This window comes from Pseudomonas sp. NPDC090752 (genome assembly GCF_055584805.1).
This window is the reverse complement of record NZ_JBVJLI010000003.1, coordinates 108,118-130,749: the sequence shown is the minus strand read 5'-3', so window position 1 is coordinate 130,749 and position 22,632 is coordinate 108,118. Positions and strand designations below refer to the sequence as shown.

Below are 22,632 nucleotides of genomic sequence, written 5' to 3'. Positions count from 1 at the left end.
GCCTCCCGACGTCCGATCCTGCATTCCCAACCCTTTCGAGGCACCCCGCGTGAAAGACCTCATCGCCCGCAAGTACCGCCTGGTTGTAAAGACCTTCGGCTACATCGGCTGGTCGCTGTTCTGGCTGTTGATCTGGGATGTATTGGTCACCATCGATTTCATGCTGTTCTTCAACAGCAAGTTCAGCCTGCCGCTGATCCCGCTGACCTTGCTGGGTTCGGCGCTGGTGGTGCTGGTGAGTTTTCGCAACAGCAGCGCCTACAACCGCTGGTGGGAGGCGCGCACGCTATGGGGCGCACTGGTGAATAGCTCTCGCAGCTTCGCTCGGCAGACGCTGACCCTGATCGACGACCCGGATCATGAGCTGAACCCGGTCAAGGCCACATTGCTGCGTCGGCATATCGCCTATGTGAATTGCCTGGCTGCACACCTCAAGGGCGAGCCTTGCCCGGATGAGCTGATAGCGTTCATCCCGCCGGGCGAGTTCGAGCGGCGTAATCGGTCGAACAACTTCGCCAACGATATTCTCAGTGGCTCTGCAGCGCTGCTGGCGCGTGAGTATCAAGCCGGCCGGCTGGACAGCATTCGCCTGGCACGGCTGGAGTCGACGCTGGTCGATCTGTCCAACGCTCAGGGCGGCATGGAGCGTATCGCCAATACGCCGCTGCCCTACCCTTACGTGTACTTTCCACGGCTGTTCATCACGCTATTCTGCCTGATCGTGCCGATTGGCTTGGTCGAGTCACTGGGTTGGTTCACACCGCTGGCCTCGACCGTAGTGGGGTTCATGCTGCTGGCCATCGAGCGGATCGGCACCGACCTGCAGAGCCCGTTCCGCTTTAGCGAGCACCAGATCCAGATGGACACCATCTGCGAGACCATCGAGCGCAACCTGGAGTCGATGCAGCGCGAGGCGCAGTGCGACGCGGTCAGGCCCGCACATACCGCTGGCGCAGCACATCACTGAACGCATCCACCAGTAGCACCAGCACCAGCATCGCAATGATCACGGTGCTGGCCTGCGCCTCCTGGAACAGGCTCAGCGTGGTGTACAGCAGTTGCCCAAGCCCCCCTGCCCCGACAAAGCCAAGCACGCTGGCCATGCGGATGTTGTTTTCCCAGCGGTAAAGGCTGTAGGCCAGCAACTGCGGCCAGAGGTTGGGCAAAGTGCCGAAGCAGAAGGCGGCGACCTGCCCGCCACCCTGCAAGCGAATTGCTGCGGCTGGCTCTGCCGGGGCGTTCTCCAGCGCTTCTGCGAACAATCGCCCCAGCACCCCGGCCGTGTGCAGCGCCAGCGCAAGCGTACCGGCATTGGGGCCGAGCCCTGCCGCCAGCACGGTCAACGCCGCCCACACCAGCTCCGGAATCGCCCGCAAGGCATTGAGCAACAAGCGCGCCGCAGACTGCAGCGGCCAGCCAAAATGCCCCGCCGCAGGCAACGCCAGGAACATGCCCAACGCCATTGCCAGCAACGTCCCCAGACCCGACATGGCCAGGGTTTCCAGGGCACCACGCGTCACTGCCTGCAGGTGCTCGGCTGACAGGTCCGGGTGCAGGAAACGCCCGGCATACGCTGCCATCTGCCCCAGCCCGCCATTACCGACCAGCGCCTTCAGGTCCAACTCCAGATAACCGAACGAAGCGACCACGGCAGCGACGATGGCGCCTAAGACCAGCAAATTGACCACCCGATTCATGCCAGCCTCCCCCGCAGGAAACGGCTGAGCAGGTCAGCGAGCAGCACCAGCGCGAAGAAGGCGAGCAGGATGCTTGCCACCTCGCCGCCCGCGAACATGCGCATGGACAGGTCAATCTGCTGCCCGAGGCCGCCAGCACCGACAAAGCCCATCACCACCGAAGCGCGTATCGCGCATTCCCAGCGGTAGACGGTGTACGACACCACTTCCGCCACCGCGCTCGGCAGAATGCCATAGAAGAATGCCACCAGCCGGCCGCTGCCCGCCTGCAGCAGCGCATGCGCCGGGCGCTGATCGACCGATTCGAAAATCTCCGCATACACCTTGCCGAGCATACCGCTGTAGGTGATGGCGATAGCCAATACCCCGGCAGTCGGCCCCAGGCCCACAGCCCGCACGAACAGCAATGCCCAGACGATCTCTGGGACACTGCGCAGGAAGATCAGCACACCGCGCACCGGCATCCGCAGCAGACGCGACCAAACCCCGGCACGACCACCACGCGATGCTGCGCGCAGCGAAAGAGCGCGGCTGGCCAGCAGACTGGTTGGTATTGCCAACAGCAGCGCAAAAGCCATACCGGTAGTGGCGACAGCCAAGGTCTGCAGCGTGGCGTCAAAGAGCAGTTTGAGGAACTCGGCATCATGCGCCGGCGGCCAGAAGGCGCTGGTAAACGCGGCAATCTGTTGACGGTTTTCCGCATGCAGCAGCACACCTGGGTTCAGCTCGCTCAACTGCAACCCTGGCCAGAGCAGCGCCAAGGCAAGCAGCGTGAACATCAGACGAGGCAGCGCGGCCGGATCACGCTCATGGGCCCTCAGCATCGAGGAATCTGTACGGTCAATGCCGGCTCTTGCACCGGCTGCGGAACAAGTTGCTCGTTGGCGTACAAAGCGTCCAGCATCTCATCGCTCACAGCCTCTGCCGCGCAATCAAACACAATCTGGCCCTCACGAATGCCGATCACCCGTGGGAAATACCCCAGCGCAAGCTCTACTGCATGCAGGCTGGCCACCAGCGTGACTTCATTGGCCAGGGCATGACGGTTGAGCAACGCCAGGCTGTGGTCGGCCAGCACCGGATCCATGGCCGAAACAGGCTCATCAGTCAGCAGCACTTCGGGCCGCTGATACAACGCCCGGGCAATGCCAACCCGCTGCAGTTGCCCACCGGACAACTGCCCGCACTGGACGAACAGTTTTTCGGCCAGCCCCAGCTCGGCCAGGACTTCGCGCGCGCCTGGCATATCGGTGGGATACACCAGGTTTAGCAAGCTACGTAGCGTGCCCCATTGCCCCAGGCGACCGGCCAGCACTGCCGTCACCACCCGTTGCCGGGGCGGCAAGGGCGGCGCTTGATGCACCAGGCCAACCCGCGTGCGCAGATGCTGGCGTGCCCTTGCAGACAACGCCCAAGGTTGCTCGCCAAACAGTTGCAGGCGCCCGGCACTCGGTTCGATGGCCGTCGCCATCAAGTGCAACAAGCTGGATTTACCGGCTCCCGAAGGGCCAATGATCGCCACCCGCTCACCCTTGGCAATGCGCAAGGACACCGAATCTAGGGCACGGATCTGGCCGTGCCGCAGCCCCACGTCGTTAAGCTCGATAGTCACTTGAGCAGGCCGGCCTCACGTGCGGCTTGCTCGGTGCCCACATAGTTCTCAGGCTTGGTCTCGATGAAACGGCTAGCAGCCTGCAGTTCGAGAATCGCCTTGTGCTCGGGGTTGGCCGGGTCAAGATCGAGGAAGGCTTTCTTGATCTTCTCTTTCAGCGACGGGTCCATATTGCCGCGCACGGTCCAGTTGTAGTCGAAGTACTCCGGTGTGGTTGCGAATACCTTGACCTTGCTGGTGTCGACCTTGCCGGCATCGACCAACTTCTGCCAGACGCTGGCATTGAGCACCCCCCCATCGACCTTGCCGGCCTGCACCCAGGCCACGGTGGCGTCGTGGGCGCCGGAATAGGCCACGCGGCTGAAGTAGCTCTCGGGCTTGATATTGTCTTCCTTGAGCATGAAATAGCGCGGCATCAGGCTACCCGAGGTGGACGAAATGGAGCCGAAGGCGAACGACTTGCCCTTGAGGTCGGCCAGGCTCTTCACCTCAGGGTTGGCGGTGATGAACTTGGAAGTGAACTTGGCATCCTGCTCACGCTGCACCAGCGGTGTGGCCTTGGGGTCTTTCAAGTGCACCTGGACGAAGGTGAAGCCCCCCAGCCAGGCGAGGTCCAGGCGGTCGCTGGCCAAGGACTCGACCACCGCCGGGTAGTCGGCCACCGGTACGAACTTCACCTCCATGCCCAATTGCCGGGACAGGTACTCGCCCAGCGGCTTGAACTTGCGCTGCAGCTCGGTCGGCGCTTCGTCGGGGATGGCACTGACCCGCAAGGTATCAGCGGCCTGGGCGACAACGGCGCAGCAGGACAGCACGAGGCCGGCGGCGAGCGCCAGGGGGCGTTTGAGCATGGGAGTTCTCCGGTTCAATAGCGGGGCATAGGCGGCGATCCGCGCCGACCGGGGAAAGTATAAGGGCGCATGGCTCAAAGGCCAGCTTTGCTACAATCGCGCAACAATTTGATTCCCTGAGGTGCGTATGAGCGAGCCGATTCGCCTGACCCAGTACAGCCATGGTGCAGGCTGTGGCTGCAAGATCTCCCCCAAGGTACTGGACGTGATCCTTGCCGAGAGCGGAACGCAGGCCCTGGACCCTAAGCTGTGGGTCGGTAACGCTTCGCGCGACGACGCCGCGGTCTACGCCTTGGATGACGAACGTGGCGTGGTCTCCACCACCGATTTCTTCATGCCGATCGTCGATGACCCCTATGACTTCGGGCGCATCGCCGCCACCAACGCCATCAGCGACATCTACGCCATGGGCGGAGACCCACTGATGGCTATTGCCATCCTTGGCTGGCCAATCAATGTATTGCCGCCTGAGGTGGCCCGCGAAGTGATCCGTGGTGGCCGTGCCGTGTGCAGCGAAGCCGGCATTCCCTTGGCGGGCGGGCACTCCATCGACGCCCCCGAGCCGATCTTCGGCCTGGCCGTCACCGGCGTGGTCAGCAAACGCCACCTCAAGCGCAATGACACCGCCACCGCGGGCTGCCGCCTGTACCTGACCAAACCCTTGGGCATTGGCATCCTCACCACCGCCGAGAAAAAGGCCAAGCTGCGCGAACAGGACCAGGGCCTGGCGCGCGACTGGATGTGCACCCTCAACACCCCCGGCAGCCGCTTCGGCAAGCTCGAAGGCGTCAAGGCGATGACCGACGTGACCGGTTTCGGCCTGCTTGGCCACCTGGTCGAACTGGCCGAGGGCAGTAACCTGACTGCGCACCTGGACTACGCTGCGGTGCCTCGCTTGCCCAGTGTCGAGTACTACCTGGCCGAAGGCTGCATCCCCGGCGGCACCCTGCGCAACTTCGAAAGCTACGGGCACAAGATCGGCCAGCTCAGCGACGAGCAGAAGCACCTGCTGTGCGACCCGCAGACCAGCGGCGGCCTGCTCGTGGCCGTCAGCCCTGAAGGTGAAGCGCAGTTCCTCGCGGTTGCAGCCGAGCTGGGCCTCGACCTTGCGCCGATTGGCGCACTGCTAGAGCGACAGAGCCACGCAGTCGAGGTGAAGTGATGCGCCCCGACTGCACCGATTTCCGCCAACTGTTCCTCGACGACGCGCCGATGATGGACATGCGCGCCCCCATTGAGTTTGCCAAGGGCGCCTTTCCCGGTGTCGTCAACCTGCCACTGATGACTGACCAGGAGCGGCAGAAGGTCGGCACTTGCTACAAGCAGCAGGGCCAGGCCGCTGCCATCACGCTCGGCCATCAGTTGGTCAGCGGCGCGGTCAAGCGTGAGCGCCTGCAGGCCTGGGCGAGCTTCGCCAGAGCCAATCCGAATGGCTATCTGTACTGCTTCAGAGGCGGCTTGCGCTCGCTGATCGCGCAGCAGTGGCTGCGTGACGAAGCGGGCATCGCCTACCCACGCATCAAAGGCGGCTACAAAGCCATGCGAACCTTCCTGCTGGAAACTACCGAGCAGGCAGTCGAACAGTGTGATTTCGTCTTGCTGGGGGGCCTCACCGGCACCGGCAAGACCGACGTGCTGCACCAACTGAACAACGTGCTCGACCTGGAAGGCCATGCCAACCATCGCGGCTCCAGCTTCGGCAAGCGCGCCACTGCCCAGCCGGCGCAAATCGACTTCGAGAACAAGCTGGCCATTGATGTGCTGAAAAAACGCGCACGAGGGATCGGGCAGTTCGTGCTGGAAGATGAGGGCCGCATCGTCGGCAGCTGCACGGTCCCGCTGGCGCTGTACCAGGGCATGCAGCGATACCCGATAGTGTGGCTGGAGGACAGCTTCGAAAACCGGGTCGAGCGCATCCTGCGCGACTATGTGATCAACCTGTGTGCCGAATTCGTCGCAGTGCATGGCGAAGAACAGGGCCGCCGGATGTTCGTCGAGCGCATGCTGCAGAGCATGGCCAACATTCACAAGCGACTGGGAGGTGAGCGCTTTCAGCGGCTGTCCGAAATTCTGCGGCAAGCGTTGGATGAGCAGCAGCGAAGCGGCTCGGTCGACCTGCACCGGGGGTGGATCGAGGGGTTGTTGAAGGAGTATTACGACCCGATGTATGCCTACCAGCGTGACGCCAAGGCTGACCGGATCGAGTTTGCCGGGGATGCCGTCGAGGTGCGGGAGTACCTCAAAAGTCGAAATCACTAGCCACTCCCACAGGGTATGCGGCGCACTCTCAGGGATCACTGCCCGGGGCTGAGCACCTGCTCCAGCTCCGCCGCACGCTCGCGGGTCATGTCCATCATGCACATCGCCCCCTCAAGCTGAGCCATCGTCCCACCACTCGCCTGTACGTGAAACGTGCAGTTGCCATCGCGGTAAGCAATCCACTGCCGCTGCACGTCACGCAGGCTCTTCTGCGCAGCCGCTTCGAGCTTGGCCATCAGTTGCTTGTAGACCCTGTTCAGCTGCGCATCCTGCAGCTTGGTTTCGGCCTGGATGCAACTGCTCATGGCTACCGTACTGGAAGCCTTGTCCATGCATTGGGTGTAGCTGGGCGAGTTGTCCCCAGCCATCGCGATCGGCACGCTGCACACCAGGGCCAAGCCCATCAGATACTGTTTGTTCATCGTAACCTTCCTGATGAAAATCAAAACGCCTGCGGCTGCTCCGGGGGCATCAGCACCTTGCCCGGTTCAAAGCGCAGCGATGGCATTTGCGTGGCCGCATACAACGCCAGTGCAAGGCCCGCGATCAGTGCCACGTCGAGCCAGCGCCAACCTGGCATGTCCTCGGCGCTGCGAGCTCTGTAAACATGCCACGCCTGGCCCATGCAAAACACCACCATGGACGCCAACCATAGGTAGAAACCGGCACCAAAGCCCGTGCGATCCTGGAACTCATAACTGATATTGTCCGGCAGCCGCTCGATGCCAAAACTGCTGGCCGCCAGATACAGCGCAGCCAAGCCCGCCACGAGGGCCAGGCGGCGCAAGCGCCGATGGGCCAGAATCGCCACCGCCAGCAACGGGTTGGCAAACCATTGAAACAACCCGAACGGAATACCCCAGGGCCCGTACAGCAACATTTGCAACGCCGGCATGTGCCGACCGGCGCTCATCAGCGCGCCGTCGAAGCACAGGCCGAGCAGGTACAGGGCGAGGCTGAAGGTGAGGTAGAAAGCCGTCATGCCACCGGTGGCTCGAGCAACAGGCCATAAAGGCCCGAATCGGACAATTCGCCCGCCACACACCAGCGTGCGCGCAGCGTGCCTTCGAGGACGAAGCCCTGGCGTTCGAGCGTGCGCGCCGAGCCCTGGTTGCGCGGGTCGATCTCACCCTCCAGGCGGCGCATGTGAAGGGTATGGGCCAGGTAATCGATGAAGCAGGTCAATGCTTCGTCCATGTAGCCCCTGCCCTGCACTGCGCTGGCCAGGCAGTAGCCGATCTCACCACGGCGAGAGACCTCGTCGATGTTGAACAGCTGGACCATGCCGATCAACTCGCCATTGTCGCGGCGGTACATGCCCAGCTTGAGCTGGTCGCCATTGGCGTAGGCTTCCCGGTCGGCCGCCAGGGCGCTTTCGGCCTCGGCCAGATCCTGCCAGGGCGCATGGTGCCAGTAACGCATGACCTCTGGGTCAGCCATGATCGTCAGCCATTGCCCGGCATCGGCGTGGCGCATGGGGCGCAGTTGCAAGCGGGGGCTGTCGAGGCAGAGGTCACTGGGGAAACTGCGGGGTGGGGTCACACCGGATCTCCTGTCCATTGCTGGGGAGATGACAGTTTAACGTCATGCGACGTGCACAAGCACCTTGAGACTGCGCGACGGTCACGCCTAGGGCGAATCAGGCCACCTCGGCCCCATCATCCGGCCAATGCGGCTCGTTCGCCCCCGGCGGCGTCAGCGGTGGCATCCCGTAGGCCGCGCGCGCATCATCGCAGCTGGGGTTGTGCACGCCTCCCTCCCACGATGCCTCGAACTCGCGACAAGGGCTGGAACGATTGGCGTAGATGGTGCACGCCACCTCGGTGCCGATCTCGCCCTGAAGGCCGACGCAGCGGCAAGGCTTGGCATCGGTGCCGATCATTGCAACCCGGGTCGGGTTGATCTGCACCACCAAGTCATCCGGCACTACACCACCGGCAGACTGGCATTCGCCCCAGAAGAAGGACACACGGAAAAACCCGCAGCAGGCGCCGCAGTCAAGGCAAGGGTTATATTCGGACATGAGGGCACGGAGGAAAGGTTGTTGTTATCGGGGCTGGCCCGCGGCGCCATTTGTAATCTAAGCCGAGCCGGCTGAGAAGAGGGTTGAAGCAAAAAATATCGCCGCTGATCTGCCCAGGTTTGCCCGGCCTGCCTAGCCGGGCCGGCGCCGTTTGATCGACATGCCTAGTGGTAAACGTTGATCGAGCAGGTGGGTGAACTCGATTCTGTCCAAGCCATAGCGCATCAGGCGTTCGGCGCTGCTTCCTTCGTTGATCAAGGTATAGGATCGGCTGCGCATGGCACGATACTTGTCGCCATCGCGATTGATAGCCGCCATGTAGCGATCCAACTCGTTGTCACCCAGGTTCAGCCGCTTTGCCAGCTTCACTCCCCAATGATCGAGGAATACTTCAGCTGTATGCCGTACGATCAACCCAGGCTCGATCAGCGCGCTAGCGCCACCCTTGCCATCGAGCGCCGCATTGCCAACCAGCGTGGCGTGCCGCCCAGCCATCGGGTATAGGTACATCTCGGTACTCTGCGCAGTGGTCGGAATTACACTGGCGAAGCCGAAAGAACGCTCGTCACGGGAGTAGAAGCCTACGTAATTCTTGACGTTACCCGCCAGCTTTACGCGCTTTTCCTGCATATTGAAAAGGCCAGGGACCGGGTCGACTGCGAAGATATTCACTGGGACGGCCTTCAGCTCAGGGTCGCCGGCCATGGCATTGGCCAGCATGTGGCAACTGATGCCGCCCCGGCTCCAGCCCACCAGATTGACCGAGGACAAAGGGCGCGGTGCACGAAACTGCTTGATCATCTGCTGTTGCAGCGCCTGCGGCGTCAGCTTGCGGTTGCCGAAGTCGTCGGCACGCAGGATATGCGTTTTCGCCTCTGGGATCGGTACCCCTGCTGCTTTCAGCCTGTGGTACCCGCTCTCGTCAAGCGTTCCCCTGTGCCATGTGCTCTGGCCTTTTATGACCTGCAGCGCATGGGCAACGTTCTCCTTCCAGCCAAGCCCTAACAATTTGCCGGCGGTCTTGGAGTAACCGCCGGGCTTGACGAACAACTCATCTGCCTGGAGGTTGCCGCTACCCGGGCCATCGACTGCTATCCAGTCAACGAACTCGCGACCCTGATCGTTGCCAGCCAGCGTCGAGATCAACTCGCCGTTCCAGTATTTGGGGTTGAACTGATCGAAGCGATTGGAGCTGGTACCGCAAAAGTAAACCGTGAATACACTCATCTGCACTACTCGTCAGGGCGGGGAGCGCAAAATAGCCACCCGCCCCCACCTTGGGCAGCCGGAAATAAAACAGCCATAAACATGCCGCTAAAAAGCCATAAAAATAAAAACCGCAGGCACGGCCTGCGGCTTTATCTGGCGTTTTCCGCTTACTTGCGGGTTAGTCCGTCGGCTCGGAACATCTGGCGGATACCGCGAATGGCCTGACGAATGCGGTCCTGGTTTTCGATCAATGCAAAGCGCACATGGTCGTCGCCGTAGTCACCGAAACCGATGCCTGGCGAAACGCAGACCTTGGCCTCGGCCAACAACTTCTTGGCAAACTCCAAGGAACCCAAGTGTGCGTATTGCTCAGGGATCTTGGCCCATACGTACATCGAAGCCTTCGGGTTCTCGACCATCCAGCCCAACTCGTGCAGGCCTTTGACCAGCAGGTTGCGGCGCTGGCGATACTGCTCGGCGATGTCGCGCACGCACTGCTGGTCGCCTTCCAGCGCGGCAATGGCCGCCACCTGCAACGGGGTGAAGGTGCCGTAGTCGTGGTAGCTCTTGATCCGCGCCAGGGCACTGACCAGTTCGGGGTTGCCGACCATGAAGCCGATGCGCCAGCCCGCCATGTTGTAGCTCTTGGACAGGGTGAAGAATTCCACGGCGATGTCCTTGGCACCCGGCACCTGCATGATCGACGGGGCTTTCCAGCCGTCATAGACGATATCGGCGTAGGCCAGGTCGTGCACCACCAGCACGTCGTATTGCTTGGCCAGGGCCACCACACGCTCGAAGAAGTCCAGTTCCACGCACTGGGCGGTGGGGTTGGACGGGAAGCCGAGGATCATCATCTTCGGCTTGGGGATCGATTCGCGGATCGCCCGTTCGAGCTCGTTGAAGAAGTCCACGCCGGGTACCAGCGGCACCGACCGCACCTGGGCACCAGCGATGACCGCGCCGTAGATATGGATCGGGTAGCTCGGGTTAGGCACCAGCACGGTGTCGCCCTGGTCGAGGGTAGCGAGCATCAAGTGCGCCAGGCCCTCTTTGGAACCGATGGTGACGATGGCTTCGCTTTCCGGGTCGATGTCGACCTCGTAGCGTTGCTTGTACCAGTTGGAAATGGCCCGGCGCAGGCGCGGGATGCCACGCGAGGTGGAGTAGCCATGGGTGTCTTCACGCTGGGCGACCTGCACCAGCTTCTCGACGATGTGCGGCGGTGTGGCACCGTCGGGGTTGCCCATGCTCAGGTCGATGATGTCCTCGCCACGGCGGCGGGCAGCCATCTTGAGTTCGGCGGTGATGTTGAACACATAAGGGGGGAGACGATCAATGCGCGCGAAGCGGCGCGGCGAACCTTGGTCGGCCATGGTTTCCTCTACAAGACGTAAGCGCCCGGAACCGTCCGAGCGACGCTGGCCACTGTGGCGGCCTGAATCAGAAGATAGTGCCGATAATGTATCTGTGTAAAGGATAATTTCCTGGTTACATAGAACTTTTCAGGCTTATTTTTTGAATCCTATAGATTTTCATTGTTTGTGCCGGCGTCTTCGCGGGGCAAGCCCGCTCCCACAAGTACTGCACTCATTTCAGGGATGTGGTGATCCCTGTGGGAGCGGGCTTGCCCCGCGAAAAGGCCGGCACTGGCAAACACCCATAAAAAAACCCGGCATCGAGGCCGGGTTTTTCGAGTTACCGCAACTGTATCAGCGCGCGTACGTCATCAGCACGTCTGCAGCCGTCTGGCTGTCCACCGACATCATCACGCTCAGGGCAGTGACGGTGAGGATGGAGAAACCGAACACCTTGCGCGCCCACTTGCTGTCGTCCTCGGCCTTGTAGCCACCCCAGGCCATGTACAGCCAGTACAGGCCCATGGCAGCTGCCACGGCCATGTAGCCGAGGCCGGCGTAACCGCCGAGGGTGAGCATCAGGGTGGCGAGCACGAAGGCCAGCACGTACAGCACGATCTGCTTCTTCGCCGCGAGGATACCGCGCGCCACCGGCAGCACCGGAATGTTGGCGGCGCTGTAATCCTTGAAGCGAAAGATCGCGATGGCAAAGCTGTGCGGCATCTGCCACAGGCTGAACATCACCAGCAGGGTCACTGCAGCCAGGTCGAAGCTGTTGCTCACGGCGCAGTAGCCGATCACCGGAGGCATGGCACCGGACAGGCTGCCAACCAAGGTGCCGTGCACCGATTTGCGCTTCAGCCAGAGGCTGTAGAAACCGACGTAGACGATGAACCCGATGAGTGCGCAGAACGCCGACAACGGATTGGCCTGCACATACAGCAAGCTGAAGCCGGCCACCCCAAGGAGGGTGGCGTAGACCAGCGCGAGGGTCAGCGACATGCCGCCCTGGACCATGACGCGGTTCTTGGTACGTTCCATCTTGATGTCGATGTCACGGTCGATGCAGTTGTTGAACACACAACCGGACGCCACCACCAGAGAAGTACCTACCACCACCGCCAGGAACAGGGCGAAGTCCACATGGCCCTTCGCGGCAAGGAAGAATCCGCCTGCCACGGAAAGCACGTTACCGAAAATGATCCCCGGTTTGGTGATTTGGATAAAGTGCTTAACGGACATGCAGTCTTACCTCACTTGGCCATCATTTCGAAGTGGATGCTGAACATGATCCACAGCGACAGGCCGACCAGCAGTGCAATCACCATGACGGTGAACAGGAACGTCGACACGTTGGAGCGCTGCTCTTTCGAGCGATCCATGTGCAGGAAGTACACGAGGTGCACCACCACCTGGATGACGGCCATGGCCACCACGACCAGGACGGTCAGGTTCTTCGGCAGGCTCGGGTACATCACCAGGCCGAACGGGATCGCGGTCAGGATGATCGACAGTACAAAACCGATCATGTAGGACTTCACGCTGCCGTGATTACCTTCGTGATGAGTGTCGTGTGCGTTAGCCATTACAGAACCCCCAGCAGGTAGACGACGGTGAATACGCAGATCCAGACCACGTCCAGGAAGTGCCAGAACAGGCTCAGGCAGCTCATGCGGGTCTTGGCGGTCGGCGTGATGCCGTGCTTGTTGATCTGGTACATCATGATTGCCATCCAGATCAGGCCGGCGGTCACGTGCAGGCCGTGGGTGCCGACCAGCGCGAAGAACGCCGACAGGAAGCCACTGCGCTGCGGGCCGTAGCCCTCGGCGATCAGGTGATGGAACTCGTAGATTTCCATCGCGATGAAGCCGGCACCGAACAGGAAGGTGATAGCCAACCAGCCCAGCACACCTGCTTTCTTGCCATCGAACATCTTCAGCATGGCGAAGCCGAAGGTGATCGAGGACAGCAGCAGGAACGCGGTTTCAACCAGCACGAAGTCGAGCTGGAAGATGTCGTGACCCGACGGGCCGCCGGCGAAACCGCCGGACAGCACCGCGTAGGTGGCGAAGAGCGACGCAAACAGGATGCAGTCGGTCATCAGGTACAGCCAGAAACCGAGTACGGTCATCTGGCCCGAGTCGTGGTGGTGGTCATCGTGAGCATGGTCATGACCATGCGCGCCACCGTGGATTACTTGACTGGACATTGATTACACCCGCTCAAACGATTCGACACGTGCGCCGGCAGGCAGAGCACCTGCTTTGGCCAGCGCTTTCATGCGCTCGCCTTCGATGCGCGCCACTTCTTCGGCCGGAACCATGTAGCCCTGGTCGTCACGTGCAGCGTGGCGAACGAAGACTGCGATGGTTGCCAACAGGCTCGCGCCCACCAGCCACCAGATGTGCCAGATGAAGGCGAAGCCGAACACGGTCAGGAACAGACCCATGAACAGACCCGTGGAGGTGTTGCTCGGCATGTGGATCGCTTCGTACTTGGCCGGAACCTTGTACGCAACACCGGCTTCCTTGGCTTCGTGCCAGGCGTCCAGGCCAACTTTCTCAGGCATGTGAGCGAAGTTGTAGAACGGCGGTGGCGACGAAGTGGACCACTCGATGGTACGGCCGCCCCATGGGTCGCCGGTCACGTCCAGGTTCTGGTTGCGGTCGCGGACCGAAACGTAGATCTGGATCAGCTGGCAAGCGATACCGAACAGGATCAGCACGGCGCCGGCGACGGCCACGTACAGGTAGGGTTCCCACAGTGGGTTGTCGGAGTGGTTCAGACGACGGGTCATGCCCATGAAGCCCAGGGCGTACAGCGGCATGAACGCAACGTAGAAGCCCGAGATCCAGAACCAGAAGGCAGCTTTGCCCCACTTCTCGTTCAGAGTGAAACCGAAGGCTTTCGGGAACCAGAAGGCGAAGCCGGCAATGTAGCCGAACACCGCACCACCGATGATCACGTTGTGGAAGTGAGCGATTACGAACAGGCTGTTGTGCAGAACGAAGTCAGCACCTGGAACGGCCAGCAGAACGCCAGTCATGCCACCGATGGAGAAGGTGATCATGAAGCCCAGGGTCCAGAGCATTGGCGCGGTGAAACGCACACGGCCCTGGTACATGGTGAACAGCCAGTTGAACAACTTCACACCGGTCGGAATGGAGATCAGCATCGTCGCCAGGCCGAAGAAGGTGTTGACGCTGGCGCCGGCACCCATGGTGAAGAAGTGGTGCAGCCAAACCGCGAAGCCCAGGATGGCGATGGCGCCCGATGCGTAGATCATCGAGTGGTGGCCAAACAGACGCTTGCCGGAGAAGGTCGAAGTCACTTCCGAGAACACGCCGAAGGCCGGCAGGATCAGGATGTAAACCTCAGGGTGACCCCACGCCCAGAACAGGTTGACGTACATCATCGGGTTCCCACCAAGCTCGTTGGTGAAAATGTGGAAGTCCAGATAACGGTCAACAGTCAGCAGTGCGAGTGCAGCGGTCAGGATCGGGAAGGAAGCCACGATCAGCACGTTGGCCCAGGTGCAGGTCCAGGTGAAGATCGGCATGTCCATCAGTTTCATGCCAGGTGCGCGCATCTTCATCACGGTGACGAGGAAGTTCACACCGGTCAGCGTCGTACCCAATCCGGATAGCTGTAGCGCCCAGATGTAGTAGTCAACGCCCACCCCAGGACTGTACTGAATGCCCGCCAGCGGCGGATAGGCAACCCAACCGGTCTTGGCGAATTCGCCGACGCCCAGGGAGATGTTGACCAGCAGCACGCCTGCCAGCAGCAGGTAGAAGCTCAGGGAGTTCAGGAACGGGAAGGCAACGTCACGTGCACCGATCTGCAGAGGAACCGCCAGGTTCATCAGGCCGGTGAAGAACGGCATCGCCATGAAGATGATCATGATCACACCGTGAGCGGTGAAGATCTGGTCATAGTGTTCAGGCGGCAGGTAGCCTTCGGAGCCACCGGTAGCGGCAGCCAGCTGGGTACGCATCATGATGGCGTCGGCGAAGCCGCGCAGCAGCATGATCATCGCGACGATGATGTACATCACGCCGATCTTTTTGTGGTCGACCGTAGTCAGCCACTCGGTCCACAAGTAGGTCCACTTGCGGAAATAGGTGATAAGACCGACGACAGCGATACCACCGAGCGCGATCATGGCAAGCGTCACCATGACTATCGGCTCGTGATAGGGTATCGCCTCCAGGCTTAATTTACCGAACATCTCTTACTCCTCTGCACCGGCAGCTGGTTGCGTACTCGATTCCACACCCGTGGTGGTGGCCAGATCTTTGCTGCCTGCTTCTTCGTGGACCGGCTTGCCGCGGTTCATGCCTTCGTACTTGTCGACGATGGTCTGGAACAGCTCCGCTGGCGCCTCGCTGTACAGCGCGACTGGGTTGTATTCGCTAGGCTTGGCCAGTGCTTCGTACTCGGCCTTGCCCAGTTTCAATGGCGACTGCTTGACCTCGGCGACCCACTTGTCGAAGTCTTCCTGAGAGGTCGCATTGGCCTTGAATTTCATGCCGGTGAAGCCAGCACCGCTGTAGTTGGCGCTGATACCGTCAAACTGGCCATTTTCGTTGGCGATCAGGTGCAGCTTGGTGGTCATGCCCGCCATGGCGTAGATCTGGCCGCCCAGGCCCGGGATGAAGAACGAGTTCATCACGGCGTCGGAGGTGACGCGGAAGTTGACCGGGGTGTTAGCCGGGAAGTTGATCTGGTTGACCGTCGCGATGCCTTGCTCCGGGTAGATGAACAGCCACTTCCAGTCCAGCGCGACCACGTCGATCTGGATCGGCTTGACGTCGGAATCCAGCGGACGATATGGGTCCAGCTTGTGGGTCGATTTGTAGGTGACGTAACCCAGGGCGATGATGATCAGGATCGGGATGATCCACACCGCGGCCTCGATCTTGGTCGAGTGCGACCAGTCGGGGGTGTAGGTGGCAGCCTTGTTGGAAGCACGGTACTTCCAGGCGAACGCCACGGTCATGATGATGACCGGGATCACCACCAGCAGCATCAGGCCGGTAGCGATGAGGATGAGGTTCTTTTGCTCAATGCCGACCTGACCTTTCGGGTCGAGCAGGGTCCAGTTGCACCCACTGAGTAAAAGCATGCCTAAAAAGGGCAATATGCCAAACAGTCTGGGGTAACGCTTTTTACTCATCTCACGACCTCTAGATCAGCTTGCTTCAATGCAATTTGTGTTTTGGTAGCCAACACTTCGTCCTGCCAAGTGAGGCATTTCGCGCCCGAATACGCTCCTGCCTGGGGCCCGACTGCAGGACCTTGGCTCAAGCGTGTTAGCGGTGCTTATGGTTTCGTAGGCAACAGGCCTGTACTTCAGACCAAGTCCATTTGGTGCGGGAAAACGCGGAGGGGTATCCGCCCGGTATCGCCGCTGGGCGAAACTTGACGAAGTCAGCAAAAGAAAGCGCTGAGGCTTCCTTCAATCCTGCGACTCGCAAGCAGTGCCGAACGGAAATTGGGGGCGATTGTAGTGAGGTCGCCAACCCTTGACTATGACTTATTGAGCAACAGTCTTTTACAGAATGCGTAACAATAGGGGGCGATAAATCAACTTCGCGACAGTTTGTCGCACCCCGCTTGATAGCCCTCAAAGCCGCGTCGTGCAAGGCGTTGTGGTTGATCTGAGTCAAGCGGGTGGAGACTTTTCCCTTCTCTCTGTGGGTGCAAAAGACCACAGTGAATTCGGGACTTATGTCTAAGGTCGACGCCGGTTGCGGTAGATACCCAGCGGAACCAGGATGGCGGTCAGCACAAATGCCACCAGTGCCCATTGCGCCAATGACAAACCGAGAATCGGCGGGTACGGCGTGCTGCAGAAGCCGTCGACCTGAAACGCCAGCGGCCAGAGCTTGGCCAAGGGCAGGTCGTCAACGATCGGCTGCAGGGTGTCGATGCCGCAGCTGACCATGGGGTTGGCGAGTATATACACATGGTTGCCAGCCGCAACGATTCCGCCAATAGCGCTGAGTACCACCAACCCTTCGAACAGGGTCAGGCTGCGCCGCCCGGGCATCGCAGCGGCGAGGAAAGCGAATAGGGTGATAAACAGCAAGGCATAGCGCTGCAGGATGCATAGCGGGCATGGCGCCTCGCCCAGCACCACCTGCATGTACAACGCCCCGCCGATCAGGGCGAGGCAGATCACCCCCAGCAGCACCAGAAAGCGCCGTTCCCGATTGAGGCGCGAGGTTTGTTCGTTCATTGCCGATTCCTTCGATGGATAGGGGGCAGCGTGATTGGCCTGCCTGGCGCAAGTCTACACGCAGGTTTGGCTGTCAGCGTGTCGAGGAAGCGGCGAGACAGCACGGCGCAGGGCTATCCGGAGTTGGCTTCAGACCGGCTGCAATAACGTCGGTTCAACGTCGGCCGGTAAAAAAACGGCTGCCCGGGTGCCGCGCAGGGGCAAGCCCCTCGACACCCGGGAGTGAAGGATACAGTGATTAAAGGGGGATTAAAGGTGAAAGGTGCAGAGGCACCTTTCCACCTTTCCTTCTATATAGGTAGTAGGAAGACCACGTGTTGGTCAGGTCATTCCAGCGCTGCCGCAGGCCCGAAGAACTCATACCGGCACTGCTGCTCCGGGACGCCCAACCCTTTCAGATGGCGCTTGATCACCCCCATGAAGCCCTTGGGCCCCAGGAAGTACGCATCCACATCACGCTCACCCGGCATCCACTCACCCAGCAGATCCTGGCTCAACAGCCCCACCGCATCGGCACCGTGCGAACCCTCCTCCTCGGCATAGCAGTAGAAGCGCTTGAGCTGCGGATGACGCTCCGCCAACTCATCCACCCAATCGCGGAACGCATGCACCGCGCCATTGCGTGCACAGTGGATAAAGTGCACCGGGCGCTGGGTTTCAAGAGCAGCCTCAAGCATGGCCAGCGTCGGAGTGATGCCGACACCACCACTGATCAGCACCAGCGGCTTGTCGCTGGCAGCCAGGGTGAAGTCGCCAGAAGGCGGGAACAGTTGCAGCGTTTCGCCAACCACGCACGCGTCATGCAGGTAGCTGGAAACCTTGCCGCCCTCCTCGCGCTTGACGCTGATGCGGTATTCTTTGCCATCGCACAGGGCAGACAGTGAATAGTTGCGGCGGTGCTCGGCACCGTCGATGAACAGTTGCAGGCCTATGTACTGGCCGGGTTCGGCCTTGAGCACTGGTTTGCCGTCGACCGGTGCAAAGTAGAAGGAAACGATCTCGCTGCTCTCGCTTTCGCGACGCACCAAGCGGAATTCGCGGCTACCGCGCCAGCCACCAGCAGCCTCTTCCTTCTGTTTATACAGACCTTCCTCGGCGCCGATGAGGATATCGGCCAGCTGCCCGTAGGCCGCGCCCCAGGCTGCAATCACTTCAGGGGTAGCGATTTCCTTGCCTAGCACCTCTTCGATGGCTCGCAACAGGCAACTGCCAACGATCGGGTAATGCTCCGGCAGGATCTGCAGGGCGACATGCTTGTTGATGATCTGGCCAACCAAGCCACCGAGCTGCTCCAACTGGTCGATGTGCCGGGCATACATCAGTACACCGTTGGCCAGGGCACGCGGCTGGTCGCCGCTGGCCTGGTGGGTCTGGTTGAACAGCGGCCGTACTTCTGGGTACTCGCTGAGCATCAGCTTGTAGAAATGGGTGGTCAGGGTTTCGCCGCCGGTTTCCAAAAGCGGGACGGTGGCCTTGATGATTGCACGTTGTTCGGCATTGAGCATTGCAACGACTCCTGAGCGTGATGCTTTGAATAGTTACTGGTTGAGCATCAATATCCATGCCAAACAAAAAACCCAGGCAAAACAGCTGCTTGGGTTTAAGCTAGTCAAAATGACTAAACACAGTTTAGGTCATTAAGACCCGACTAGAGTCATAATGACTAAACACTTCCAATCACCTTCATTTTATCTCGGGACCGAATACGTCGCCTCCACATTGAGGTTATCGAAAGGCAGGATGTCCTCATTGAGCATCGTGAACTTGAACGGGAAGCCATGGAAAATAACACTCTGAGTGTAGGCCCGTGGCGTATCGCTGTTCGCTACTCCCAGCCTGAACGTGACCTCTTGTCCATCGCTGAGACTTGCATCGGTAGGTACGACAAATCTCGCAAACGGTGTATCGGTCGGCAGGAATGCCTCGGCTCCCGTACCCTGTACCTGCTCGCAGGTCAGTGGTGGGAATGCTGGCACATTGCGATCCACTACGAAGTAGGTGGGATCTTCAATCGATCTGCGGGGGATATTGAACGTCGGGTTAAACACCGTGTAACTGAGGGAAAGTGTGCCTTCCAGCATCAACCGCAGATATTGAAGGGTAATAGGTATATCCAACTCGACCTGCTCGCCGTTCGGGGGGACCGTGCCCTGGACCAGGAGTACCAATGGCGAGCCTTCGAGCGGCCGCCCCGTCAAGGTCACGGTGATGACATCCCCTTGCATCTTCGCAGGGTAAACCGGGATGCGAACATTGAAGTGGCCTCCAGTCACATCAGCAAGGTCGACGGTGTCGGTGCCAAGCGCTTCGACAAGTACAGGGGGAAGCAATGCGACCAGCTCTCCGACGATACTGATGCGCCGTGTGCGTGAAAGTCTGGCCGCACCGCCCCCCGCCGGAGTCGCTGTGTAGAAGACACGAGCAGTACTATCGACGCCGATAGCGGCATAAGCATTTGGCACCTCCATGATCAGGGTACGTCTTGCGGGGTATAGCGTGGGTGGCGATTTGTAAGAAACCTCATGGCCTTCAGAAGTCAGTGCGATGAATTCCAGGGTGATATTCTGACCCCGGACTCCCCCGGTAGACGGGATCTCGACCGTCACATCACTGCCGTTGAGCGAGGTCAGGTCTAATACAAAAGTCACTTCGTCTGCTTCTATGACCTCAGGTGCCTCAAGGGCTGTCGGATCGATCTCGACCGTCACGCTGGCGGGAAGCGAAGGGCGTGAATAGTTTTGTACCCGGTCACGAATTTCATATTGAACTTGAAGCCCTTCGCCGTCGCCCCCTTGTACGATCACCTCGGGGGGCACGCGCATCACGAAGGGTCTGCCGAGGTCGGCTTGCTCGAGGCGGCGCGGATCAACAAACCGCACACCGTTCCACATCCCCGTGACCTGGTCACCTACCTGCTGGTTGAACCAAGGCTCTAACGTCATCGACACCGGGGTCGAGGACGAGTCGATCACGTTGGGGCTGATCACAGGGGCCTTTACGTTTTTATTGATCGGCGTGCTCGTATCCGGATCAAGCCCACCGGGAACATTCAGGTCGATCAGTACCTCGCGATAGTCCGAATAGCGGATGTCAAGATTGTTTGCATCTTGGAGCGAATAGTAAAAGAAGCCGACATAGGGATGTCGCTCAGTAATATCCGCAGGCAGGTTCAACGCCTCCCTCAGTACCGCAAAGCTGAGCCACCCTCTGTCAATATCCGCCTGACTGAGCACGAAACGCTGCACTGCAGCTTCTACCGGATCAGTCAATGGCGGCTGGGATTCTGGTCGGGTGGGCGTCCAGAACAGTCTGACTATGTCCTGATCGCGAACCACCTCTGGTAGCTTCGCGATCAGAGGCACGGGGCGATTGGAGTCAGCAAGCTCGTTCCAGCCAAGTCCTTCGCTATTACGTCCTTCAGCATCCATGTCTGGGAGGTACAGCGGAAACAAGCTGCTGGCACTCGGAATCGGGTTTCTGCGATAGAATTTTTTCAGCGTGTCAAGGACCAACAGTTCTGCGCTCATGGGTAATTGTCTTCGATGAAGGGATAGTCAACCACACGGCACCTGCGTGCGGCCTCAAGGCCTGAAGCGAAGCAAAATTCCTCGAGCCCCAGGGCACGCAGAAACAATATCCAAGGTTGATAGCCCCGTAACCTGGCATTTTTACTAGGTCCAACTGCCCTTGCGCCCTGTCTCCCCGCTTCGTTAATGCGGCCTTGACGTCTGCCGAACAAGCGCCGACCTTAGGTCCATTTACACCACCTGGATCTTCCATGATCGCCAAACCGCTGCTCACTGCCCTGCTGCCCCTGGTCAGCGACCTGTCCCGCGAACTGCCCGACCAGGAACGCTATCGCCGTCTGTTGCAGGCCATGCGCGAGTTGCTGCCTTGCGATGCCGCCGCGCTGTTGCGCCTGGACGGCGAATGGCTGGTGCCGCTGGCAGTCGACGGGTTGTCGCCAGACACGCTGGGCCGGCGCTTCAAGGTCAGCGAGCACCCGCGCTTCCAGATCCTGCTCAGCCGCGCCGAGCCCACACGCTTTCCCAGCGACTCCAAATTGCCCGACCCTTACGACGGTCTGGTCAACGCCCACGACGTCGATCTTGAAGTGCACGACTGCATGGGCTGTCCGCTGATGGTCGATGAACGGCCGTGGGGCCTGGTAACCCTGGACTCACTGACTCCAGGCCAGTTCCAAAGTTTGGAGTTGGATGCCCTGCAAGCCTTCGCCAGCCTGGCCGCCGCCACCGTGACTGTGGCCGAGCGTATTGAACACCTAGCCCTGCGCGCCGAGGATGAGCACCAACGCGCCGAGGTTTATCGCCAGGCCAGCGGCCAGAACAAGGAGCTGATCGGCCAGAGCCCCGTCCACAAGCGTCTGATGGAAGAAATCCGCCTAGTGGGCAGCAGTGATCTCACGGTATTGATCACCGGCGAAACCGGCGTTGGCAAAGAGCTGGTTGCCCAAGCCCTGCACCAGGCCAGCAACCGCGTCGCCAAGCCGCTGATCAGCCTCAATTGCGCCGCGCTACCCGACACCCTGGTCGAAAGCGAGCTGTTCGGCCACGTGCGCGGGGCCTTCACCGGCGCCCACGGTGAACGGCGCGGGAAGTTCGAGCTGGCCAACGGCGGCACGCTGTTTCTCGATGAAGTCGGTGAGCTACCACTGACCATACAAGCCAAGCTGCTGCGGGTGCTTCAGAGCGGCCAATTGCAACGCCTGGGCTCGGACCGCGAGCACCAGGTCGACGTGCGCCTGATCGCGGCCACCAACCGCGACCTGGCCGCGGAAGTGCGCAACGGCAACTACCGCGCCGACTTCTACCACCGCCTCAGCGTGTACCCGTTGCAAGTGCCGCCCCTGCGCGACCGGGGCCGTGATGTGCTGCTATTGGCCGGTTATTTCCTCGAACAGAACCGATCGCGACTTGGCCTGAACAGCCTGCGCCTGAGCAGCCAAGCGCAGGCGGCGCTGCTGGCCTACGACTGGCCAGGCAACGTGCGCGAACTGGAGCACCTGATCGGCCGCTCGGCCCTCAAAGCCATGGGCCAGCACCCGGACCGCCCACGCATCCTCACGCTGGAAGCCAATGATCTGGACCTGCGCGCCGTGGCGCTAGTTGCACAGGCGCCCGCCCCAGCCCCCCTGGAAGAACCATCATTGCCCGAAGGTGGCTTGCGCGAAGCCGTCGACGGCTACCAGCGGCAGGTGATCGATGCCTGCCTGCAGCGCCACCAGGACAACTGGGCCGCCGCCGCACGAGAACTGGGCCTGGACCGCGCCAATCTCAGTCGCCTGGCGCGCCGCTTAGGCCTGCGCTAGAGCCTTCCCTACCAAAGGATTAACCCAGAAAGCCTCTGGTTGCTTCCCGT

The 22,632-nt window shown here is 60.6% G+C and carries 22 protein-coding genes; 4 read left to right on the top strand and 18 right to left on the bottom strand.

Annotated elements, in window-relative coordinates:
* Positions 1-49: 49 nt before the first annotated feature.
* The gene (locus ACZ6YA_RS05750) at positions 50-967 is read left to right on the top strand and encodes a bestrophin family protein (RefSeq protein WP_465896136.1); all 918 of its coding nucleotides are present in this window, start codon (positions 50-52) and stop codon (positions 965-967) included.
* Here ACZ6YA_RS05750 and phnE read toward each other — a convergent pair.
* Genes phnE through ACZ6YA_RS05730 form a run of 4 tightly spaced genes read right to left on the bottom strand, consistent with a single transcriptional unit; the run spans position 930 to position 4,160 of the window.
* Positions 930-1,697 (bottom strand): phosphonate ABC transporter, permease protein PhnE, encoded by a 768-nt coding sequence (gene phnE, locus ACZ6YA_RS05745; protein WP_465896134.1) that lies wholly within the window; start codon positions 1,695-1,697, stop codon positions 930-932. The two genes, ACZ6YA_RS05750 and phnE, sit on opposite strands and share 38 nt — an antisense overlap.
* Positions 1,694-2,521, bottom strand: coding sequence for a PhnE/PtxC family ABC transporter permease (locus ACZ6YA_RS05740; RefSeq protein ID WP_465896132.1), 828 nt, complete (start codon positions 2,519-2,521; stop codon positions 1,694-1,696). The genes phnE and ACZ6YA_RS05740 overlap by 4 nt, the downstream gene beginning before the upstream one ends.
* The gene (locus tag ACZ6YA_RS05735) at positions 2,515-3,309 is read right to left on the bottom strand and encodes a phosphonate ABC transporter ATP-binding protein (protein ID WP_465896130.1); all 795 of its coding nucleotides are present in this window, start codon (positions 3,307-3,309) and stop codon (positions 2,515-2,517) included. The genes ACZ6YA_RS05740 and ACZ6YA_RS05735 overlap by 7 nt, the downstream gene beginning before the upstream one ends.
* Positions 3,306-4,160, bottom strand: a complete 855-nt coding sequence (locus ACZ6YA_RS05730; protein WP_465896128.1) for a putative selenate ABC transporter substrate-binding protein — start codon at positions 4,158-4,160, stop codon at positions 3,306-3,308. The genes ACZ6YA_RS05735 and ACZ6YA_RS05730 overlap by 4 nt, the downstream gene beginning before the upstream one ends.
* 127 nt (positions 4,161-4,287) lie before the next feature.
* Here ACZ6YA_RS05730 and selD point away from each other — a divergent pair, with 127 nt between their 5' ends.
* Both selD and mnmH read left to right on the top strand, forming a co-directional pair.
* A complete protein-coding gene (gene selD / locus ACZ6YA_RS05725; protein ID WP_465896126.1) occupies positions 4,288-5,322 on the top strand; it encodes a selenide, water dikinase SelD in 1,035 nt (344 codons plus the stop codon).
* A complete protein-coding gene (gene mnmH / locus ACZ6YA_RS05720) occupies positions 5,322-6,419 on the top strand; it encodes a tRNA 2-selenouridine(34) synthase MnmH (RefSeq protein WP_465896123.1) in 1,098 nt (365 codons plus the stop codon). The genes selD and mnmH overlap by 1 nt, the downstream gene beginning before the upstream one ends.
* 35 nt (positions 6,420-6,454) lie before the next feature.
* Here the strand turns inward: mnmH and ACZ6YA_RS05715 are convergent, their stop codons facing one another.
* From ACZ6YA_RS05715 to ACZ6YA_RS05650, 14 genes are all read right to left on the bottom strand, one after another.
* Positions 6,455-6,841: a lysozyme inhibitor LprI family protein gene (locus ACZ6YA_RS05715; RefSeq protein ID WP_465896121.1), complete on the bottom strand. Its 387-nt coding sequence runs from the start codon at positions 6,839-6,841 to the stop codon at positions 6,455-6,457.
* A gap of 20 nt (positions 6,842-6,861) precedes the next feature.
* Positions 6,862-7,401, bottom strand: a complete 540-nt coding sequence (locus ACZ6YA_RS05710; protein ID WP_465896120.1) for a hypothetical protein — start codon at positions 7,399-7,401, stop codon at positions 6,862-6,864.
* Positions 7,398-7,961: a GNAT family N-acetyltransferase gene (locus ACZ6YA_RS05705; protein ID WP_465896119.1), complete on the bottom strand. Its 564-nt coding sequence runs from the start codon at positions 7,959-7,961 to the stop codon at positions 7,398-7,400. Before ACZ6YA_RS05705 ends, ACZ6YA_RS05710 begins: the two co-directional genes overlap by 4 nt.
* Before the next feature lie 97 nt (positions 7,962-8,058).
* Positions 8,059-8,442: a YkgJ family cysteine cluster protein gene (locus tag ACZ6YA_RS05700; protein WP_465896118.1), complete on the bottom strand. Its 384-nt coding sequence runs from the start codon at positions 8,440-8,442 to the stop codon at positions 8,059-8,061.
* 132 nt (positions 8,443-8,574) lie between these two features.
* Positions 8,575-9,669: a hypothetical protein gene (locus ACZ6YA_RS05695; RefSeq protein WP_465896117.1), complete on the bottom strand. Its 1,095-nt coding sequence runs from the start codon at positions 9,667-9,669 to the stop codon at positions 8,575-8,577.
* Between the two features lie 149 nt (positions 9,670-9,818).
* A complete protein-coding gene (gene alaC, locus ACZ6YA_RS05690) occupies positions 9,819-11,027 on the bottom strand; it encodes an alanine transaminase (protein WP_465896116.1) in 1,209 nt (402 codons plus the stop codon).
* A 336-nt stretch (positions 11,028-11,363) separates the two neighbouring features.
* Positions 11,364-12,251, bottom strand: a complete 888-nt coding sequence (gene cyoE, locus ACZ6YA_RS05685; protein ID WP_400797569.1) for a heme o synthase — start codon at positions 12,249-12,251, stop codon at positions 11,364-11,366.
* 11 nt (positions 12,252-12,262) lie between these two features.
* Positions 12,263-12,595, bottom strand: a complete 333-nt coding sequence (cyoD, locus tag ACZ6YA_RS05680; RefSeq protein WP_465896114.1) for a cytochrome o ubiquinol oxidase subunit IV — start codon at positions 12,593-12,595, stop codon at positions 12,263-12,265.
* Positions 12,595-13,218, bottom strand: coding sequence for a cytochrome o ubiquinol oxidase subunit III (locus ACZ6YA_RS05675; protein ID WP_465896113.1), 624 nt, complete (start codon positions 13,216-13,218; stop codon positions 12,595-12,597). Before ACZ6YA_RS05675 ends, cyoD begins: the two co-directional genes overlap by 1 nt.
* Before the next feature lie 3 nt (positions 13,219-13,221).
* Positions 13,222-15,240: a cytochrome o ubiquinol oxidase subunit I gene (gene cyoB / locus ACZ6YA_RS05670; RefSeq protein ID WP_465896112.1), complete on the bottom strand. Its 2,019-nt coding sequence runs from the start codon at positions 15,238-15,240 to the stop codon at positions 13,222-13,224.
* Positions 15,241-15,243: 3 nt separating this feature from the next.
* Positions 15,244-16,188, bottom strand: coding sequence for a ubiquinol oxidase subunit II (cyoA, locus tag ACZ6YA_RS05665; RefSeq protein WP_465896111.1), 945 nt, complete (start codon positions 16,186-16,188; stop codon positions 15,244-15,246).
* 558 nt (positions 16,189-16,746) lie between these two features.
* Positions 16,747-17,253 carry a disulfide bond formation protein B gene (locus ACZ6YA_RS05660; protein WP_465896109.1) on the bottom strand — a complete coding sequence of 169 codons (507 nt, stop codon included), beginning with the start codon at positions 17,251-17,253 and terminating at the stop codon, positions 16,747-16,749.
* Positions 17,254-17,579: 326 nt separating this feature from the next.
* On the bottom strand, positions 17,580-18,758 hold the full coding sequence (gene hmpA / locus ACZ6YA_RS05655; RefSeq protein WP_465896107.1) for an NO-inducible flavohemoprotein: 1,179 nt from the start codon (positions 18,756-18,758) through the stop codon (positions 17,580-17,582).
* Positions 18,759-18,941: 183 nt separating this feature from the next.
* A complete protein-coding gene (locus tag ACZ6YA_RS05650) occupies positions 18,942-20,780 on the bottom strand; it encodes a hypothetical protein (RefSeq protein WP_465896105.1) in 1,839 nt (612 codons plus the stop codon).
* 251 nt (positions 20,781-21,031) lie between these two features.
* On the opposite strand from ACZ6YA_RS05650, the gene norR reads away from it, so the two are divergent.
* Positions 21,032-22,582 (top strand): nitric oxide reductase transcriptional regulator NorR, encoded by a 1,551-nt coding sequence (norR, locus tag ACZ6YA_RS05645; protein WP_465896103.1) that lies wholly within the window; start codon positions 21,032-21,034, stop codon positions 22,580-22,582.
* The last annotated feature ends 50 nt before the right edge of the window (positions 22,583-22,632 follow it).

Coding starts and splice junctions, on each gene's coding strand:
- phnE (WP_465896134.1), bottom strand. CDS start 1,697: ATGAATCGGGTGGTCAATTTGCTGGTCTTAGGCGCCATCGTCGCTGCC.
- norR (WP_465896103.1), top strand. CDS start 21,032: ATGATCGCCAAACCGCTGCTCACTGCCCTGCTGCCCCTGGTCAGCGAC.
- cyoE (WP_400797569.1), bottom strand. CDS start 12,251: ATGTCCGTTAAGCACTTTATCCAAATCACCAAACCGGGGATCATTTTC.
- ACZ6YA_RS05710 (WP_465896120.1), bottom strand. CDS start 7,401: ATGACGGCTTTCTACCTCACCTTCAGCCTCGCCCTGTACCTGCTCGGC.
- selD (WP_465896126.1), top strand. CDS start 4,288: ATGAGCGAGCCGATTCGCCTGACCCAGTACAGCCATGGTGCAGGCTGT.
- ACZ6YA_RS05675 (WP_465896113.1), bottom strand. CDS start 13,218: ATGTCCAGTCAAGTAATCCACGGTGGCGCGCATGGTCATGACCATGCT.
- cyoD (WP_465896114.1), bottom strand. CDS start 12,595: ATGGCTAACGCACACGACACTCATCACGAAGGTAATCACGGCAGCGTG.
- ACZ6YA_RS05650 (WP_465896105.1), bottom strand. CDS start 20,780: ATGAGCGCAGAACTGTTGGTCCTTGACACGCTGAAAAAATTCTATCGC.
- cyoB (WP_465896112.1), bottom strand. CDS start 15,240: ATGTTCGGTAAATTAAGCCTGGAGGCGATACCCTATCACGAGCCGATA.
- ACZ6YA_RS05740 (WP_465896132.1), bottom strand. CDS start 2,521: ATGCTGAGGGCCCATGAGCGTGATCCGGCCGCGCTGCCTCGTCTGATG.
- ACZ6YA_RS05730 (WP_465896128.1), bottom strand. CDS start 4,160: ATGCTCAAACGCCCCCTGGCGCTCGCCGCCGGCCTCGTGCTGTCCTGC.
- ACZ6YA_RS05715 (WP_465896121.1), bottom strand. CDS start 6,841: ATGAACAAACAGTATCTGATGGGCTTGGCCCTGGTGTGCAGCGTGCCG.
- cyoA (WP_465896111.1), bottom strand. CDS start 16,188: ATGAGTAAAAAGCGTTACCCCAGACTGTTTGGCATATTGCCCTTTTTA.
- ACZ6YA_RS05660 (WP_465896109.1), bottom strand. CDS start 17,253: ATGAACGAACAAACCTCGCGCCTCAATCGGGAACGGCGCTTTCTGGTG.
- hmpA (WP_465896107.1), bottom strand. CDS start 18,758: ATGCTCAATGCCGAACAACGTGCAATCATCAAGGCCACCGTCCCGCTT.
- ACZ6YA_RS05700 (WP_465896118.1), bottom strand. CDS start 8,442: ATGTCCGAATATAACCCTTGCCTTGACTGCGGCGCCTGCTGCGGGTTT.
- ACZ6YA_RS05695 (WP_465896117.1), bottom strand. CDS start 9,669: ATGAGTGTATTCACGGTTTACTTTTGCGGTACCAGCTCCAATCGCTTC.
- mnmH (WP_465896123.1), top strand. CDS start 5,322: ATGCGCCCCGACTGCACCGATTTCCGCCAACTGTTCCTCGACGACGCG.
- alaC (WP_465896116.1), bottom strand. CDS start 11,027: ATGGCCGACCAAGGTTCGCCGCGCCGCTTCGCGCGCATTGATCGTCTC.